The following is a 17,629-nucleotide window of genomic DNA, read 5'->3' on the forward strand; positions in this document are numbered from 1 at the left end:
ATTAGCATTGAGACTTATGTCTAAAGGCATATTTAACGTTTCCAGGTGGTGGAGATGAAGCCAAAGGTCCTCATCACAAGGAAAATTCCTGAGAACGGAATAAAGATGTTGAGGGAGCACTTTGAGGTCGAGGTCTGGGAGGACGAGCACGAGATTTCGAGGGAAGTCCTGCTCGAGAAGGTAAGGGACGTCGATGCTCTCGTTACCATGCTGAGCGAGAGGATTGACGCCGAGGTCTTCGATGCCGCCCCAAGGCTCAAAATCGTTGCCAACTACGCGGTTGGTTATGACAACATAGACATCGAGGAGGCAACTAAGAGGGGAGTCTACATCACCAACACGCCCGACGTTCTTACCAATGCCACCGCAGACATGGCCTGGGTTCTCCTCCTAGCGACAGCACGGCGGCTCATTGAGGCAGACAAATTCGTCCGCTCCGGCGAGTGGAAGAAGCGCGGTGTTGCCTGACACCCGCTGATGTTCCTCGGTTACGACGTCTACGGCAGGACCATAGGAATAGTTGGCTTCGGCAGAATCGGTCAGGCGATAGCGAGGCGCGCTAAGGGCTTCGGGATGAGGATACTTTACAACTCCCGCACGAGGAAGCCAGAAGTTGAGAAGGAGCTCGGCGCTGAGTTCATGCCATTGGACGAGCTCTTAAAGGAGAGCGATTTCGTTGTCCTGGTCGTTCCACTGACCAAGGAGACCTACCACATGATAAACGAGGAGCGTCTGAAGCTGATGAAGCCGACCGCGATACTCGTTAACATAGCGAGGGGAAAGGTCGTCGATACGGAGGCGCTCGTTAAGGCTCTCAGGGAGGGCTGGATCGCTGGAGCTGGGCTGGACGTCTTTGAGGAGGAGCCATATTACCACGAGGAGCTTTTCAGCCTGGATAACGTCGTTCTCGCACCCCATATCGGTAGCGCCACTTACGGCGCGAGGGAAGGGATGGCAGAGCTCGTGGCGAGGAATTTAATAGCCTTCAAGAACGGCGAAGTTCCGCCGACGCTGGTCAATAGAGAAGTTTTAAACGTCAGGAAGCCAGGATTTGAATAAACTTGAGAGGGAATCCCCGGCGATGATGACCCCACCCTTGGCTGACCCATGATGAGCTGGACCCGTGCCTGAGCCTAGAGCATTGCCTTGAAGCGCTTCGCATCGGTGCACATGTTCGAGTTGTTGAAGTACATGAAGCTCTCCTCCCTGTTCCACCCGATAACCCTTTCCCTTATTTTTCCCAGCTCCGCATCCGTGTAGGTGTGGCTGTAGACTATCCTCCCTTTCTCGTAGCGCCCGTGGAGGCGGTAGTAGTTCACATCGCCGTGGTGGAGCGGAATCCTCACGAGAGGGTCTGTGACGTCTATAACGTCGAACTCCCCGACAAACCGTTTAACTCCCTCCTCACTCCAGCCCCTGAGCTCAACGGCTATCTCAAATTCGCCCCTATCGATCATTGAGAAAAACCTCTCGGCGTTCTCAAAGCTCTCCTCGGTTTCCTTGAAGCTTCTTGGAAGCTGGATGAGGATGAACCTTGCTCCGAGTAGCTCAGCTTCCCTCAGGGTTATCCTCCAGAAATGGAGCACCTCACTGTTGGGTCTCAAAAGGCCGACCTCCTTAGACGGCCTCACGTTGCTCCTCCAGGTGGGGCTGTTCGGAGGATGGGTGACTCCCTGAAAGGCCTTCATCGAGAAGATGAACCCTTCCGGCGCTTCCTTCCGCCAGCGTTCTAGGGTCTTCTCTTGGAGAATGCGGTAGAAGGTCTGCTGTATCTCAACCGTGTCAAAGTCCTGAAAGTACCTCTCCCTTGCCTCGCAGAAGCCGCAGGTCCCCACGTGGATCCTAACATCACCGGAGAGAATTTGTCCCGGGAGCATTTAGCCCTTTCGTGAAGGGGAAGTTTGTACGAAAGCCCTAAATAGCGGGAACGCCAATCTCCGACCATGAGCCCTCCCGAGCGAATCCTCCTCGTCACCGGCAAGCTCGCCGAACCGCTTGTTCGAAAGTACGGTAAGGGCTGCGACGTTTTCGTTACGCCCCTGAGCGTAGCGGCTTTCCTGACTCCCGAGATGATAGTTCGCTATCTGAAGAAGGCTAAAATCAAAAGCGAGGACTACGACCTTATTCTCATTCCTGGCCTCGTGAGGGGCTCGGCCCAAGAAATCGAGGAAGAGCTTGGCATTCCCACATTCAAGGGGCCGAGGAACGCGATGGATCTTCCTCAGGTGCTGAAGGCGGTAAGAGAAGGCTTCAATCTGAGCAAAGAGGTTCTGGCGGATGACCTCTTCTCCTTCGATGCTCTAAAGCGCGTTGAGGACATAAGGAACCGGACGAGAAACAAGCGCTACATAGAAGAGGCCCTCAAAAAGCCCTGGAACGTCCTTGTAGGAAACCTGCCCGCGGGGAGGGACTTTCCCACCAGAATCCTCGGCGAGGTCGTCGATGCTCCGAGGCTGGGCGTCGAAGGAACCGTGCAAAAGGCCCTCTACTACCTCCGTGAGGGGGCGGATATAATTGATATCGGTATGATCGCGGGCGAGACGAACCTTGACTTCGTCGAGCTCATTCCCGAAATACGCGAGAGGCTGAGGGAGAACGGTTTCGACGTGCCCATAAGCTTCGACTCGCTTAATACTGCAGAGATAGAGTGGGCCCTTGACCACGCCGACCTCTTCCTGAGCGTGGATGAGAGCAACTTGGAGAGCCTTGTTACCGATAAGCCCGTCGTTCTCATCCCAACCAACCAGGCGAAAGGGTATTTTCCAACGAGACCTGCGAAGAGAGTTGAATTTCTTGAGGGTCTTAAGGCCAGGGCCCTTGATCTGGGTTACAAAACGATAATCCCGGACCTAATCCTGGAGCACGTGCCCCATCTGGCGCGTTCGATAACGGCCTTCCAGCTCTACCGTGAGAGGAACCCGGACGACGTTCTCCTTGCCGGCGTCGGAAACGTCGTCGAGCTCTACGACGCCGACAGCGTCGGGATGAACGCCCTTCTTGCTGGAATGGCCAAGGAGCTCTCTATAGGCCTTCTCCTAACGACGGAGACAAGCGCCAAGACCAGGGGCTCAGTAAGGGAGCTGAGGAGAGCCCTGGACATGAACCTCTTTGAGATGCCAAAGGACCTCGGCTTTGACCTGCTGATACTCAAAGAGAAGAGGGGCAATGACTGGCGCTTTGAACCTGCTAAAGAAATCGTCGAGGCCGGGGAGAGGCCAGTTGAGCTCGAACCCGTTTACTTCCGCATCTGGCTTGAAGATGGGAAAATATGGGTGAACGCTTACCACGGAACAGAGGCCGTCTTAACCATTGTAGGCGACGAGCCGAACGCGATAATCGACACAATCCTTGAGCGCTTTGAGATAAGCCCGAGGCACGCCTTTTACCTCGGCAGGGAGCTGGAGAAGGCCTACACCGCGCTGAGACTGAGGAGAAGCTATGTCCAGGAGGTCGAACTTTTTAAGGACTTCTACCTTCAGAATAAGGGAAGTGATGAGCGGAGCTCTCCTGAGGGCTCCCGATGATGACTACAGCCAGGGCTGATCCTTAGCCCTCGAAAATCGGTGGCTTCGCCTTCCTGAACTGCTCGTCAAGCTCTGCTCTCCTTGCACTGACCCTTTCCAGGAGTTTCACGACCCTCTCATCGCCAGGATACTTGGCCCTTAGGCTCGTCAGCATGCCTTCGGCAAAGCCCAGTATGGAGACTTCTATGAACTCTTTCCCCTTCTTGCTCTCCAGCCCTTCATTAAGGGCCACGAATGAATCTATCCTTGCTATCAGCTCTTTCTCGCCGAGCTCTTCGCAGAGCTTCTTAAGCTCCTCAATCTCCGGAACGTTCATCTCTCACACCTCCAGCCTGAAAAACTCGATCGTATTTTTCTCTGTTATCCGTTCAACCTCACCAAATTCCAGCCCCTTAAGCTTTGCCACTTCTTCAATGGCCACTCTGACGTAGTAGGGCTTGTTCCTCTGTCCCTTGAATGGGCTCATATATGGTGAATCGGTTTCCACGAGGATATCCTCCAGCTCAAGAGCCTCTACTGTCTTCCTAATCTCCGGGATAAAGACTATCCCGGTGCTTATCCCTATTGGATGATCGTTTTCAGCAATCTCCTTAGCAAGCTCGGGACTCCCCGTGAAGGAGTGGAAATAGGCATTAACACCGTATCTCTGAACCAGCTCAAAGGCTTCCCTTTCGGCATCCCTTGCGTGGATAACCACGGGGAGCTTGAGCTCGACTGCCAGCTCGAGGAAATGCTGGAATATCGCCCTCTGGTTTTCCCTTTGGGCTTCGTTTTCAGCGTAGTGGTAGTCGAGGCCTATCTCGCCCACCGCCACAATTTCGTTCCTGTGCTCCCGGATGAAGTCCTCAACGCGCTTCACCTTTTCCCAGTTGCCCCTGCGTGCTTCGTTCGGATGGTAGCCGAGCGTCGGGAAGAGAAAGCCGAAGTACGGCTTGAGCAGCTCCCAGCTCTTCCAGACGTGGGTTTTTCTGTACTCGGTTATGGAATCAACCACAGCTTTGAGCTCCTTCCTGCACTCTTCTATTACCTGAGGTACTTCCTTCTTGTAGAACTCGAAGTGAGCATGAGCGTCAATCACTCTCTCCCCTCCTATCCTTTCTTGTCTCCCAGATTACCTTCCCATCCTTCTTCACGACCCTCCGAATACGGTGATATGGAATCTGGGCATCCCCGACGAAGAAGTAGCCATGCCCAAGCTCTATCAGCTCGACTGGGATTTTCTTGACGTCGCCGTAGGCACCGCGGTGCTCGATGATGATGTAGTAATCCCGCTCGTCCTCGCGCGGGTCGTACTTGAGCTTGGCGAGGACTTCCTTCACCGAACCCTTCCGCATCAGAGCCACCCCAGGATTTCAGTGAGGTTTCCACGCCAGTCTTTTATCACCCAGCCGTGCCCGGGGAGGCCGAAGCTGACGTCGAACTCTAAAAGTTTCTCCAGTGACTCCTGGAGTTGCCATCCGCTTCCGGTCGGGAGGTCTGTCCTCCCTACGGTGCCTTTGAAGACGGTGTCGCCCGTGAACATCAGCTTTTCCTCCGGTTCATAGAGACATGAGCTCCCGGCGGTGTGGCCTGGCGTGTGAATAAGCTCCAGCTTAAGCGAGCCGATTCTAAGTGTGTCCCCGCCCTTCAGCTTTATATCGACGGAATGCGCCTCAAAAAGCCGTCCATACGAGTACGCGAGTATGATATAGTCGTCGCCCTTTTCAAGGGCTCTCGCAGTGACATCATGGGCCGCGAAGAGAACCTCCATTCCCTTGTTCTCAAAATAGTGCTTCAGGATGAGATTGCCCCCGACGTGGTCAAAGTGTTCGTGAGTGTTGAAGATTATAACTCGCTTGATCCTCTGGAGATAGCCTTCCTTTTCCCAGATTTCTGTGTAAACGTGCCAGTTCACGCCGGTTCCGGTGTCAATGACCAGAGCCTCCTCTCCGTCGCGGAGCAGGTAAACGTTAGAATCCCAGCTAATCCCGCGGAGCATGACTGTATATGGTGGAATCTCTATGGGAATTATGTTTCTCGGAAATTCTTCCAGCATGACTTTCCCTCCAAAAGGGCTCCAGGGGGGACCGCGTCCTCATCCGAGGGAGCGAGTCTCGTCAGGAGGGATGAATCTCTTCATCGCCCCTTCAATCTACGCGGGGGAGGTTTATAAACCCAACCACAGAGCTTTATTAGGTGACCCAAATGAAAACTGAGAGAGCAAAGGAAATCCTTCTTAACCTCCTCAAAATTCCGTCCCCCTCAGGGAGCGAGGATCGTATAGCCCTTCACATCATGGAGTTCCTCCACAAGCTGGACTACGACGTCCACATTGAGAGTGACGGCGAGATAATCGACCTCGTCGTCAATCCCGACGCTGAGCTCTTCTACGAGGTCCATATGGACACGATACCGATGAGGGCCGAGCCCTTTGTAAGGGGTAACATCGTTTACGGAACCGGCGCGAGCGACATAAAGGGCGGCATAGCTGCGATTCTGCTTATGCTCGAAGAACTTAAGAAAGAAGGTAAGGATCTCAACGTCGGCATTGTCTTCGTCAGCGACGAAGAGCACGGCGGAAGAGGCTCGGCACTCTTTATGGAGCGGTACAGGCCCAAGATGGCCGTTGTGCTTGAGCCCACTGATCTAGAGGTCCACATAGCCCACGCAGGCAACATAGAGGTCTACTTTGAGGTCGACGGCAAGGAGGCCCACGGAGCCTGCCCTGAGAGTGGAATCAACGCCATAGATCAGACCTTCAAGATGCTTGAGGAGCTCAAGAAGCTCGAACCTTTCAACGCGAAGGGCAAGTATTTCGACGCCCACATCGGCCTTCAGGAGCTAGTCTGCGACAACCCATACTACCTTATCCCTGCCCTCTGCCGTGGTCGTGTGGAGGCTCGCCTTCTGCCAGATCAGGAAGTCGAGGACATCCTTGACCTTATGGAGCCAATATTTGAGGAGTACACCCTCAAGTACGAGTACACGGAGATATGGGACGGTTACGAGCTTGAACCCGATGAGGAGATAGTCGTTCTCGCTAAAAAGGCTATGGAAGCAACAGAGATAGACGAGTTCGGTGGTATGAGAAGCTGGACAGACGCGATAAACTTCGTGTACAACGGAACGAGAACGATAGTCTTCGGCCCAGGCAACCTCGACATCTCACACACAAAGAACGAGCACATCGATGTGAGGGACGTGGTTACAGCAAGTGAGTTTTTGAAGGCCTTGAATGAGATTTTTGGAAAGAGCTGAGGTTCTCCCTTCTTTTTACTTTCCCTTCGTATTATGGCCTTTATATAACTGGTCCACCAACAGATAATTTGTGGAACCCATTATTCCTCAGACTTCTTCTCTTCTTCCTTCTTTGCATCCACCCAGAAGCGCCTCGTCCTTATGAACTGCCTCTCGCGCTCCATCAGGGCGACCAGTAAGGCCTCTCCCCGGTACTGGCTCAACAGCCTCGCCGCAGTGTCCGGGCCTGTTCCGTAGCTCGCCAGGGCAAGAACCGCGTCGAAGCCGTAGGAATCAATCAGATCAGCGGCCTTCAGGAGCTTCCTGTAAGCCCTTTCCTCTTTCTTTTCGAGCCTCTCGCCGTACCTGACCTTTTTGAGAACGGGCATGAATTCCTCCGCGTCAATCGGATGGGCAACTGCCAGCATCCTCGAGCCGCACTTTGGGCACTCCCAGTGCTTGATTCTTTCCCCCAGGCGTGAAACTCTTGTTTTTGAGCTCCAGCCGCAGTTGGTGCACACAAGAACGACCCCGTGGTCGAGTATCCGGCTCTTGAAAAGCTCAAGTATCTCGTCCCTCTCGAGCTCTCCGCCGATTAAGAACTCCCCTCCAACGCTCACGTTGAGCCTCGCGAGGGTCGAAGGTTCTTTCCTCAGCTCCGTTTTAACGCGCAGACTTCCGGCCTTGAGCATGCTCAGAACGAGCTTCCCCTTCTCGACGTCGACTTTGTCGTGGTAGAGCTCGTTCAGGGTTTCCCTCTCGATTACCGTCCCCTCGAAGAGCCTCTCGATTCTTCTGATCTTCGCGTTCCTCCTCAAAGCCCCGAAGCGCTTGGCAACGTTGAGCATCCTCCAGCGGTAGGCGTGCGAATCCCTTAAGACCCTAGCCACTATAAAGGGCAGCGCCTCTGGATCCTGGTAGAGGTAACCCTTCACCTCACTCGGATTCAGCTGGAAGGGCGTCTTTATCACTATCGCGTGGGCCTGGCTCCTGACCGAGAAGACCTTTCCGTACCGCATCATGAGGAAGGAGTGCACCAGTCTTCCAAGGGCTTCGTTGGTCCTGTTCCCGAAGTCCGCGTGAATTATCAGGGCCTTGGGCGTGCTCTCTATCACGATATCCCTGTCGGTTGAGAATGGCCCATCCTTTATCTCCTCAAAAGCCCGTCTGAGCTCCTCCTCGCTGAAGTCCACGCCTTCCAGAAGCTCTAAAGCCCGTTTGAAGTCAAAGGCCAACTCCCTCTTGAGCCTCCCAACATCGAGCGCAACGCCAAAAGGAACGGGAATCATCTCGCCCTCCCAGCTAGGTATCGCGCTTTCCAAGCTTTTGCTCTCGCGCACCTTCAAAAGCCTGGCCTCTTCGTCGATTTTCAGGAGAATCCAGCTCCTCCCGTTCATCACGAACTCCATTCCTTCCTCCAGGTCCATAACGAAGCTCTCGTCGAGCCGTCCGATTATGTGTCCGCTCCCTGAGTCGAAAACACGCCAGGAAACCTCGTCCGGGATCGTCGAGAGGTTCTCGTAGTAGTACTGGAAAGCCCCGCGGCGGAGATAGAGGAGATTCTTTTCTTTGTCGTAGCCAATTAGACGAGCGTCCTCTAGGATTCCCAAAACATCGAGATATTCCTCCCATTTAAGCTCCCTGTAAACGTAAGCTCGCCTCGCTATCTCGTAGGGTCTCTCCCTCGGCATGCGTTTGTACTCGATAAGAAGCCCAACGAGGAAATGGGCCAAAACATCGAGGCCGCCAATCGGCTCTACGGCCTCAAACCTTCCCTCCAGCGCGCGCCTGGCTATGATTAGACTCTGAAGGTAGTCCTCGACGTTGGAGGTGATGACGTATCCCTCGCTGACCTCGCCAATCCTGTGTTTCGCCCTCCCAACACGCTGAACCAGGCGGTTCACCTGTCTCGGGCTCATGTACTGAATGACAACGTCCACGTTGCCTATGTCAATTCCCAGCTCCATCGAGGACGTGCAGATTAGAGCCTTGATTTTGCCCTCCTTCAAGGCCCTTTCCGCTTTTATACGGGCCTCCTTCGAGAGGCTCCCATGGTGGACTTCAACTGGCTTGCCCCAGGCCTTCAGACGGTGGGCCAGAATCTCGGCGAACTGCCTCGTGTTGGTGAATATCAGCGCCTTTCCGTGCTCTTCGACTATTTCCCAAAGCGTTCTGAGACGGGCGGCCACATCGGGGGCCAGACTCAGCTCCTCCGCGAGCTTGAAGTCCTTCTCCTCCGGCCTCGGATAGAGCACGTGGAAGCGGTACGCTTTTCTCCAGCTGGGCTTGACTATCGTTTCCGCCCCAAGCCACTCCCTCACCTCGTCCTCGTTGCCGACCGTTGCGGTCATTCCGATGCGTTTGAAGTCCGCTATCTCCGCCAGCCTCTCAAGGTTCAGCAGGAGCTGTGCCCCACGCTTGTTGTCGACCAGCTCGGCTATCTCGTCAACAATGACGAACTTGACGTTCTCCAGAGCTTTTCGGAGTGATTTTACCGTTAGAATAACGCCAAGAGTCTCGGGGGTAATGATGAGCATCTGAGGTGGATTCTTCGTCTGTTTGGCCTTTTTGTAGGCAGAAGTGTCCCCGTGCCTCACCTCGACGCTTATTCCAAGCCTCTCTCCCCACCACTCCAGGCGCTCGAGCAGGTCCCTGTTGAGGGCCTTTAGGGGAGCGATGTAGAGGGCGGAGATTGGCTTGAGGCCTTCCTCAAGGATGGCGTTAAAGACGGGCAAAACGGCCGCCTCGGTCTTCCCCGAGCCAGTGGGAGCGATGATTAAAACGCTCTTCCCGGAGCTAACCTCACGAAAAGCTTTCATCTGAAGCTCGTTGAGCTTTCCAAAGCGTTCCCTGATGGTCTTCTTGAGGAGAAGGTGCATGGTGAAAGAAGGTAGGGGAGGTTTATAAATCACTCCCCGTAGAAGGCTTTTAGATACAGCTCCCTTATCTCCTCGGACTTGGGCTCCACCGGGTTGAAGTAAACCAGGCCATCGCGGTAGGCCTTCTCCGCCATCTCCTCGACCCTGCTCACGAAAGTTTCTTCGTCAACCAGCTCGCTCAGCTTCGGAACGCCGAGCATCTCGTTTAGCTCCTTAACGACTTCCACTAAATCTTTGGCACTCGAGAAGCCCAGCTCCCTCGCTATCTCCGCGTAGCGCTTCCTCGCGTAGTCGTTCCTCATGTTGAACTCCATGACGTACGGCAGGAATATTGCATTGAGCAGGCCGTGCGGACCTATCCAAGCAGCTTTGTGACTCATAGCATGGCAGAGGCCGAGGCGAGCGTTGAGGAATGCTATGCCGGCCATAGTGGCCGCGTAATGAACTTTTGCCCTCGCGTCCTCGTCGCCCTTAACCGACAGGGGCAGCCACTTGTAGACAGTCTTTATCGCCTTTATAGCCATCGCGTCGCTGAATGGGTTTGCGACCTTCGTTGTGTAGGCCTCTATCCCGTGAACGAGTACGTCTAACCCGGAGTTTCTCGCAACCTCGGCCGGCATTGTTCTTGGCAGCCTCGGGTCGAGAATAGCTATATCCGGCGCTATTTCGGGAGTGACGATGTTGTACTTCACGTCACCCTTCTTGAGGACGCTCGCTGCAGAGACTTCGCTTCCAGCGCCGCTTGTTGAGGGTATCGCTATCAGTGGAGTTTTAAGCTTAGGGACCGGCTTCGGTTTGGAGAAGCGGTCGATGAAGGCTATCTCCTCGAACTCGACTTCTGGAGCATCATAGAAGACCTTCAGCGCCTTGGTAGTGTCTATGACGCTTCCGCCGCCCAACGCCACCAGAAGATCCGGGTTAAACTCCCTGACCTTTGGCAGGAACTCCTCTATGACTTCCACACTTGGCTCTGCCGGAAGGCCGGCTATCGAGAAGACCTCGGCTCCGGCTTCCTTTACATAGTCCTCGGCCTCCTTCAGGAAGCCATGCCTCTTCATCGAACGGGATGAGAGAATCAGAACGCGTTCATAACCCTTCACCGCTTTGGAGAGGTGGCTCAGGCTCCCCTCCCCTTCGACTATCTTCGTCTTTACCCAGAACATGGACACCACCGTGATTCCCTATGCTCAAGTGCTTTTAACGTTCTCGCTTCTTAAACATGGATTGAATTAGTTGCAGGCATTTTATTTCCTGAACTTCCGGTTTTTAACCTTTGGATTGGGAAACGCTTTAATCTTCGCGCTCTTTTTCCCCATCGATGCTCGTGAGAGGTAAGATCGTCGGAAAGAACTACAGCGCTCCCTTCGTGGTGCGCAAAGACAAGGGCGGTGTTAGCGTCACGGTAGAGCTTGGAGATGAGGACTTTACTTATTCAATCGACTGCCCCTGCCTCGAGCCGCTGGAGTTCCTCGGCCTTCTGCTGCCGTCCCTTGAAGAAGAGCTCGGGGAGATTCAGGGAGTCTTCGTGGAGGAAGTAAAAGAGGAGAAGAGTCACTCCCGCTTGAAGAGCCTCTTGAGGTTTCTCTCGAAGGGCGGATAAACGACTCCTCTGTCTGTGATTATGCCCGTCAGATACTTGTGCGGTGTCACGTCGAAGGCAGGGTTGTAGACATCGACATCTGGGGCAATCCTGCAGCCACCGCAGGTGAGAACCTCCTCCTTGCTGCGCTCCTCTATTGGTATCTCCTTTCCACTCTTGAGGCTCATGTCTATGGTCGAGAGCGGCGCGACGGTGAAGAAAGGAATTCCATGCTCTTTGGCAAGAACCGCCAGAGTATAGGTCCCTATCTTGTTGGCGAAGTCGCCGTTTGCCACTATCCTGTCCGCACCGACTATAATCGCGTCAACCTTTCCCTGCTGCATCACGAAGCCAGCCATGTTGTCACTTATAAGCTTGAGTGGAATTCCGTCGTAGTGGTACTCCCATGCTGAGAGCCTTGCGCCCTGAAGGACCGGCCTCGTCTCGTCCACCCAGAGGAGCTTTAGAGTACCCTCCTTGTTCATGACCCTGAGAACTGCTCCAACCGTTCCGAGGTGGACGGTCGCCAAGCTGCCAGCGTTGCAGTGGGTCAATACGTTTCCTTCCGGCAAAGCCTCGGCACCGTAATGACCCATCCTGAGGTTTGCTTCCACGTCTTCGTCCGCTATCTTTTGCGCCTCTTCAACTATGAGGTGCTTTATCTCGTCGAGTGAATCCTCTCTGTGCTCCTCAACCAGCTTTTTAACCCTGTTGAGGGCCCAGAAGAGGTTTACGGCTGTTGGCCTTGTGTTCTTGAGCTTATCGTAGGCGGCGTAAAAGCCGTCCATGAACTCATCTTTAGTCTTTGCCTTTGTCGTCTCAGCGTAGAGGGCCAGGCCAAAGGCTGCGGCCGCCCCTATCGCCGGCGCCCCGCGCACCTGCATCGTAACTATCGCCCTCGCAACCTCATCAACCGTCGTTAGCTCGATGACCTTAAACTCCCTTGGAAGAAGACGCTGGTCTATGAGCTTAACCTTTCCGCTCTCGTAGATAACGCTCCTCGGTAGCCTCGTGAGCTCTTCCGGTTTATACTTCAGCTCCATCACGACCACCCTAAAGGGTTTAAGGAGGAAGCTTAAAACTCGTTCGGTGGTGACAATGAGGATATTCATAACCGGCCCGGCAGGAGTTGGGAAGACAACGCTTGTGAGCAGAGTTGCTAGGGAAGTCGACCGCTGGGGCTACATCGTCGGCGGCATGATAACTCAGGAGGTTCGCCAGCGTGGGAGGAGGATGGGATTTAAAATCACTGCCCTCGACACGGGCGAGGAGGGAACTCTCGCGTGGATAGGCAACGGAAGGCCGAGGATAGGAAAATACGTAGTCCATGTTGACGAGCTCAATCGCGTTGGCGTTTCCGCGATAAGGAGAGCTTTAATTGAGGCCGACCTAATCGTCATAGATGAAATCGGCCCGATGGAGTACATGAGCGACGAGTTTGTAAGGGTTGTTGGAGAAGCCCTGAGGTCAGAAAAGCCTCTTCTGGCGGTTGTTCACAGACGCTTTGTGGACAAGTTCAGGCCGCTTGGAAAACTCTACACACTGAGCGTCGAGAACAGAAACAGAGTCTTCACTGGGGTAATGGATGAAGTTATGAAAGAGCTAAGGGGCGGTTAAAGGTTCAAGGAGTCCTTGCAGCTCTCGCAGATCCACTTCTCGCCGCCCTCAATGTAGACTTTGTAGAGCGAACCGTACTGACCACAGAGCTCGCAGATTCCATAGACGTCCGCCTCTGGCTCGGGTTCCTCCTCAGCGGCTTCATCGGCTTCGGTAGCGTATGTATTGAGCGCCGCGAGAAGGTCCGCAGCAGTTACGAACCCTATCGGCTTTCCAAGGCGGGTAACAAGGAGCCTCCTTATGCCCTTGTCCATCATCCTGTCGATGGCGTCCTGTACCTCGTAGTCATCCTCTATCGTTACAGGGTTCTTGGTCATTACCTCCTCGACTTTAACGTCTTTGGGATCCCTACCTTTTGCCACGACCTTGTCGAGTATGTCCCTGTCGGTTATTATTCCAACGATTTCGTCGTCCTTGACGACGACAGCGCTTCCGACCTTGTTTCTTGAGAGAATTCTGGCGATTCTGTGGACTGTGTCGTCTGGTTTGACTATGACTGCCTTCCTTTTAACCACTTGTCCCACGGCGATTCTCGGTGCCATTTTACCACCTCGCTAACGGGGGTTAGAGGGGAAACTTAAAAACCTTTCCTCAGCGCCTGCGCTCCAAAAGATACGAAACGAGGAGAAACGTTAAGATGAACGCCGCAAGAGATAACATCACTGGAAGGGCCGAAGCAGAAGTCTGCATTAATGGTGTGGTAGTTATTCCCTGCGTGGTGTTGGCTGTGAGCACGGTTATTTCCCTGCCCGCTTCCATCACAGTAAAGTTCCCCGATTGAGTCGTATTGCTATAAGTGGGTATGTCCTTTGGACTCAGCAAATCCGTCGAGGCCTTGTAGACGCCGGCCGCCATAATTCCCGCGATGGTCAAACTTATCACGTGAAGCTTCTCAAAGCCGGGCACGGCCTTCTTCTTAACTTTGGCCACGTTCTTCCTGGGAACAAGCAGAATAGGTCTGTCTGAGGCACTGTACAGCTTTACCTCCTGCAAACGCTTGCCGTACTTTTTGCCAGCGACCTCAACGAGTCCCACCTTGAGCATCTTGTCGATATGGTACGAGACCGTTGAGATGGGAAGGTTCAGCTCCCTCGCTATCTCGCTCATTGAAAGGGCTCTATCTTCCAGCAGGTGCAGGATGGCTATAGCTTTATCGTTCATTAGAATCTGAGCGAGCTCTTTCGCTCTCTCATCGTGTATATCTATGGTCTCGTAGTCCAAAGGAGCCACCTACGGAGAATACTGTGAGCAGATATTAAAGCTTTTCACAGCTTCAAACTGAGTTGAAGTCAATCTAGAAACGCACGATAGTAAAAGGAAAGGAAGTCAAATTCACGGCTTCTCAAGGATGATCTCGATGGTCGAGGTGTTGGCAGTCCTGCCGTCGGCAGTCGGGAGCTCCTCGGTACCGATCTTGATCTCCTTGACCCTGACCTCTGGGAGGAACCTGTTCCTGACGATCTCGGCGACGTCAACGGCCCTGCTGATGGCCCTACCGCGAGCCTTGACGCTGACCTCCTTAGCGCCCTCGTTGAACTGGGTTATCACGGCGAGGACGTAGTTCATAACCGGCTTCTTTCCAATGTAGACAACATGCTCCTCTGCCATCTTTGGCACCTCCAGGAATTTTGTCGTTAGCATCTCGAGGGATTTCGGTTAAATACTTTTCGGTCTTTCCTGACGTTATTGGACAGTCCTATGGCTTTAATGAATTTATCGAATGTCCATCTCTGCTCCTGCATGTTTCTGTTAAAGTAAAATGTTTTAAGCCGTAGGGATTGCCATAGACCTGGTGATAGAATGGCCGTTCATCCGATTGATTATCGCTACGGTAGCGAGGAGATGAGGAGAATTTGGGATGAGGAGAACAAGCTTCAGAAGCTACTCGATGTTGAGGCTGCCTTGGCTAGGGCTCACGCCAAGCTCGGCAACATCCCCGAAGAGAGCGCCCGCGTTATTTCCGAGAGAGCTAACACCAAGTGGGTTAAGCTCGAACGCGTTAAGGAGATAGAGAACGAGATACACCATGACATAATGGCCGTCGTTAAGGCCCTGAGTGAGGTCTGCGGCGAACACGGCAAATACGTTCATCTAGGTGCGACCTCAAACGACATCATCGACACGGCTAACGCTCTTCTCATCAAGGAGTCCCTTGCGATAATCGAGAAGGATCTTAGGGAGCTCCGCTCAATTCTCAAGAAGCTCGCGGAGGAGCACAAGTACACGGTCTGTGTCGGGAGAACCCACGGGCAACATGCTGTTCCTACAACATACGGCATGAAGTTTGCCCTCTGGCTCGATGAGATACAGAGACACATAGACAGGATAGAGGAGCTGAAGGAAAGGGTTTTGGTTGGCCAGATGAGCGGTGCAGTTGGAACGATGGCGTCTTTCGGCGATAAGGGCCTCGAAATTCAGCGTCTCGTCATGGAGGATCTCGGTCTCAGGCCTGCCAGAATAAGCAGCCAGGTAATCCAGCGCGACGTTTACGCGGAACTAATGATGGTTCTCGCGCTTATAGCTTCCACTCTCGACAAGATAGCCCTCGAAATCAGAAACCTCCAGAGAACTGAAATTCTTGAAGTGAGCGAGCCCTTCGGAAAGAAGCAGGTGGGCTCCTCGACAATGCCCCACAAGAGGAACCCCATACGGAGCGAGAAGGTGAGTGGCTTGGCGAGGGTTCTCTACTCCAATGTCATTCCTGCACTGCTCAACAACCCCCTATGGCACGAGAGGGATCTGACTAACTCCTCTGTCGAGCGCGTTATTCTTCCTGAGAGCTTTGTCCTACTTGACGAGATGCTCAAGAGCATGAAGAAGGTTCTCTCGGGGCTTGAATTCTTTCCGGAGAACATTAAGAGGAACCTCTACATGACCCACAACCTCATAATGGCCGAGCCGCTTATGCTCGAGCTTACTGAGAGGGGCATGGGAAGGCAGGAGGCGCATGAATTGGTGAGAGGACTGGCAATGAAGGCGTTCTACGAGAAGAGGGACCTCATGGAGATCGCGAAGGAGAGTGAGGAAGTCAGAAAGTTCCTCAGTGAGGAAGACTTTGAGAGCCTGAAGCCGGAGAACTATATTGGCATCGCGCCTCAGATAGTTGATAACGTAATTGCTTATATAGGGGAGAAAGAGCGAAAAGAAGGGATGTAAGGCTTTAATTTATTGTCTCTTATTCTCTACATCGTTTTTGTTGTTTTGTCCACTTCGTCGAATTTATCTCTCAAATTTTTGGGCGAATTGCTACGTTTAATTATAGTGATTTTTATGCTTTTTATTTAAGTGTTATTTATGTAAAAGTTTAATATAAATTAGATACTTGTTTATATACCTCAAAAATTACTCTTTAAAGTATTAAAAAATTCAAATTTTTAACTTTTTCTTAGCGTAATTTTCACAATGATTTTTAGTGTGGCAAGATGTTTGACTGGCGTATGCCGACGAATGAAGTTACCCCCACCAATGTTTTTGAGTCTAGTTCACCAATAGTCTCTATCGACTGGAATTGATACCACCTTTAATTGTAATCATTTTTTGGTCTGTAGAAGCCCGATCTTATCGATAAAAATCCCTGATTCAGAAAGGATGTCCATGGTTACACCATCATTCCCAATTGGGAGGGATAGTCTGGCCAAGGGGATTGTCTATGGATATTTATTTGTTCTATTATCTTTCCTAAGTACATCGTGATCATTTTATTTGCAGCTTATGGCAGCTGTAACTTTGTTTCGGAGCAAAGCTGGGGGTGCAAATTGGAGAGTTTTGTATCCCTCCAATGCCTTATACTCACGGCAGATGATTACCACTTCAACCTGTCTTGGCATTTGTGTATTCGGTCTCCTCTATCTTCCCTGAATAACTGCTGTTTCAGACAGCATAGGTGCCTTTAACTAAACAAAAGCTTTGGGCATGTAGGAGCCTTCCTATACAGTGCACTCATCGGCGATCTATTTCTGTCTCATGTTAATGATCAAACATGTTCGTGAATTTTAGATATAAGGCACATTATATGACAATTATGTATAGTGGTAAAATCAACAAAGTTTAAAAAGACCGGAACATTATTGGTCATGGGGAGGGATATGTGTGGAGCATATAATTTGACCAAACATGAAAGTCTCTATCTGAACCTTACCCCTTGGGCAGAAGATGATATCTTGGAACCCTTTCGATGGTACTACTCAAAACAGCCTAGGATTAGGGGCTTAAATCCAAGAACTACTGCCATCTTACTAACACGGGCAGAGACAGGAGCTGACACATACACAACGGCAATATACTTAAATCACATTCTGAAGGCAAAGCTAACAAGTCTTCAGTCCATAGCATCATGGAAACGTCAAATAACAGCAGAGTACATAGTTAACACTGTAAGAAAAACGCCCAAATCACTAACGCATGAGGGTATTTTGGATGTAATAAAATCTGGAGTGGAGAATGCGGTCAATAAACTTAGCGAGATTTCGATTGATAACATGAAATCAAAAGTGCCTCACTGGTTGATAAAAACACACATTTCTAAGGCACTTTCTGAGCATACTATAAGCCTGATAGAATGGACGTCAGACAACAGTCGATATGATATTTATCTACCGCTAGAGAATGTAACGGTTGAGGTAAAATATGTTTGGGGATACACTATAAATTACCGTGAGTATACCAAGAAAAACAAAGATATCTATGTCATTGTGGGTGAAAATGTCTCACAGGAAAAACTCAAAAGAATAAGCGAAACTAAAGGTATTAACTACATTTTGTACCGTACAGATTACGGTAGGTTCTTCTCAAATCATGAGGATATAGGTGAGTGA

General features: G+C 52.0%; 17 protein-coding genes and 1 pseudogene. 7 read left to right on the plus strand and 11 right to left on the minus strand.

Annotated elements, in window-relative coordinates:
• The first annotated feature begins 54 nt into the window (after positions 1–54).
• Positions 55–1,059, plus strand: a pseudogene (gene gyaR / locus E3E33_RS02320) (glyoxylate reductase).
• A 74-nt stretch (positions 1,060–1,133) separates the two neighbouring features.
• Here gyaR and E3E33_RS02325 read toward each other — a convergent pair.
• A complete protein-coding gene (locus E3E33_RS02325) occupies positions 1,134–1,877 on the minus strand; it encodes a DUF72 domain-containing protein (RefSeq protein ID WP_167731667.1) in 744 nt (247 codons plus the stop codon).
• A gap of 66 nt (positions 1,878–1,943) precedes the next feature.
• On the opposite strand from E3E33_RS02325, the gene E3E33_RS02330 reads away from it, so the two are divergent.
• The gene (locus E3E33_RS02330) at positions 1,944–3,524 is read left to right on the plus strand and encodes a dihydropteroate synthase-like protein (protein ID WP_167712204.1); all 1,581 of its coding nucleotides are present in this window, start codon (positions 1,944–1,946) and stop codon (positions 3,522–3,524) included.
• A gap of 22 nt (positions 3,525–3,546) precedes the next feature.
• Here the strand turns inward: E3E33_RS02330 and E3E33_RS02335 are convergent, their stop codons facing one another.
• Genes E3E33_RS02335 through E3E33_RS02350 form a run of 4 tightly spaced genes read right to left on the minus strand, consistent with a single transcriptional unit; the run spans position 3,547 to position 5,559 of the window.
• Complete coding sequence (locus E3E33_RS02335) at positions 3,547–3,840, minus strand: DUF3216 domain-containing protein (protein WP_012571902.1); 294 nt, start codon at positions 3,838–3,840, stop codon at positions 3,547–3,549.
• Positions 3,841–3,843: 3 nt separating this feature from the next.
• Positions 3,844–4,602: a YchF/TatD family DNA exonuclease gene (locus E3E33_RS02340; RefSeq protein ID WP_167712205.1), complete on the minus strand. Its 759-nt coding sequence runs from the start codon at positions 4,600–4,602 to the stop codon at positions 3,844–3,846.
• Complete coding sequence (locus tag E3E33_RS02345) at positions 4,595–4,858, minus strand: DUF504 domain-containing protein (RefSeq protein ID WP_012571900.1); 264 nt, start codon at positions 4,856–4,858, stop codon at positions 4,595–4,597. Before E3E33_RS02345 ends, E3E33_RS02340 begins: the two co-directional genes overlap by 8 nt.
• Entirely contained in the window at positions 4,858–5,559 is a 702-nt protein-coding gene (locus tag E3E33_RS02350; protein ID WP_167712206.1) for an MBL fold metallo-hydrolase, read from the minus strand. The genes E3E33_RS02345 and E3E33_RS02350 overlap by 1 nt, the downstream gene beginning before the upstream one ends.
• Before the next feature lie 149 nt (positions 5,560–5,708).
• Here E3E33_RS02350 and E3E33_RS02355 point away from each other — a divergent pair, with 149 nt between their 5' ends.
• Positions 5,709–6,761 carry a M20/M25/M40 family metallo-hydrolase gene (locus E3E33_RS02355; protein WP_167731668.1) on the plus strand — a complete coding sequence of 351 codons (1,053 nt, stop codon included), beginning with the start codon at positions 5,709–5,711 and terminating at the stop codon, positions 6,759–6,761.
• Positions 6,762–6,841: 80 nt separating this feature from the next.
• Here E3E33_RS02355 and E3E33_RS02360 read toward each other — a convergent pair whose 3' ends face one another.
• Positions 6,842–9,619 (minus strand): DEAD/DEAH box helicase, encoded by a 2,778-nt coding sequence (locus E3E33_RS02360; RefSeq protein WP_167712024.1) that lies wholly within the window; start codon positions 9,617–9,619, stop codon positions 6,842–6,844.
• 29 nt (positions 9,620–9,648) lie between these two features.
• Positions 9,649–10,782, minus strand: coding sequence for an iron-containing alcohol dehydrogenase (locus tag E3E33_RS02365; protein ID WP_167712025.1), 1,134 nt, complete (start codon positions 10,780–10,782; stop codon positions 9,649–9,651).
• A 155-nt stretch (positions 10,783–10,937) separates the two neighbouring features.
• Between E3E33_RS02365 and E3E33_RS02370 the strand changes: the two genes are divergently transcribed.
• A complete protein-coding gene (locus E3E33_RS02370; protein WP_167712026.1) occupies positions 10,938–11,219 on the plus strand; it encodes a hypothetical protein in 282 nt (93 codons plus the stop codon).
• On the opposite strand, the gene mtnA is transcribed toward E3E33_RS02370, so the two are convergent.
• Complete coding sequence (gene mtnA / locus E3E33_RS02375; protein ID WP_167712027.1) at positions 11,171–12,241, minus strand: S-methyl-5-thioribose-1-phosphate isomerase; 1,071 nt, start codon at positions 12,239–12,241, stop codon at positions 11,171–11,173. The genes E3E33_RS02370 and mtnA overlap by 49 nt on opposite strands.
• Before the next feature lie 55 nt (positions 12,242–12,296).
• Between mtnA and E3E33_RS02380 the strand changes: the two genes are divergently transcribed.
• Entirely contained in the window at positions 12,297–12,815 is a 519-nt protein-coding gene (locus E3E33_RS02380; protein WP_012571893.1) for an NTPase, read from the plus strand.
• Here the strand turns inward: E3E33_RS02380 and E3E33_RS02385 are convergent.
• The 3 genes from E3E33_RS02385 to albA all read right to left on the minus strand — a co-directional run bounded on the left by E3E33_RS02385 (position 12,812) and on the right by albA (position 14,423).
• Entirely contained in the window at positions 12,812–13,357 is a 546-nt protein-coding gene (locus E3E33_RS02385) for a cyclic nucleotide-binding/CBS domain-containing protein (RefSeq protein WP_012571892.1), read from the minus strand. The two genes, E3E33_RS02380 and E3E33_RS02385, sit on opposite strands and share 4 nt — an antisense overlap.
• 49 nt (positions 13,358–13,406) lie before the next feature.
• Entirely contained in the window at positions 13,407–14,036 is a 630-nt protein-coding gene (locus tag E3E33_RS02390) for a transcriptional regulator (RefSeq protein ID WP_167712038.1), read from the minus strand.
• A 111-nt stretch (positions 14,037–14,147) separates the two neighbouring features.
• The gene (albA, locus tag E3E33_RS02395; RefSeq protein WP_012571890.1) at positions 14,148–14,423 is read right to left on the minus strand and encodes a DNA-binding protein Alba; all 276 of its coding nucleotides are present in this window, start codon (positions 14,421–14,423) and stop codon (positions 14,148–14,150) included.
• 192 nt (positions 14,424–14,615) lie between these two features.
• Between albA and purB the strand changes: the two genes are divergently transcribed.
• Entirely contained in the window at positions 14,616–15,971 is a 1,356-nt protein-coding gene (purB, locus tag E3E33_RS02400) for an adenylosuccinate lyase (protein WP_012571889.1), read from the plus strand.
• A gap of 917 nt (positions 15,972–16,888) precedes the next feature.
• On the plus strand, positions 16,889–17,629 hold the full coding sequence (locus E3E33_RS02405; RefSeq protein ID WP_167712028.1) for a hypothetical protein: 741 nt from the start codon (positions 16,889–16,891) through the stop codon (positions 17,627–17,629).

Source organism: Thermococcus sp. GR5 (assembly GCF_012027535.1).
Classification (GTDB): domain Archaea; phylum Methanobacteriota_B; class Thermococci; order Thermococcales; family Thermococcaceae; genus Thermococcus; species Thermococcus onnurineus.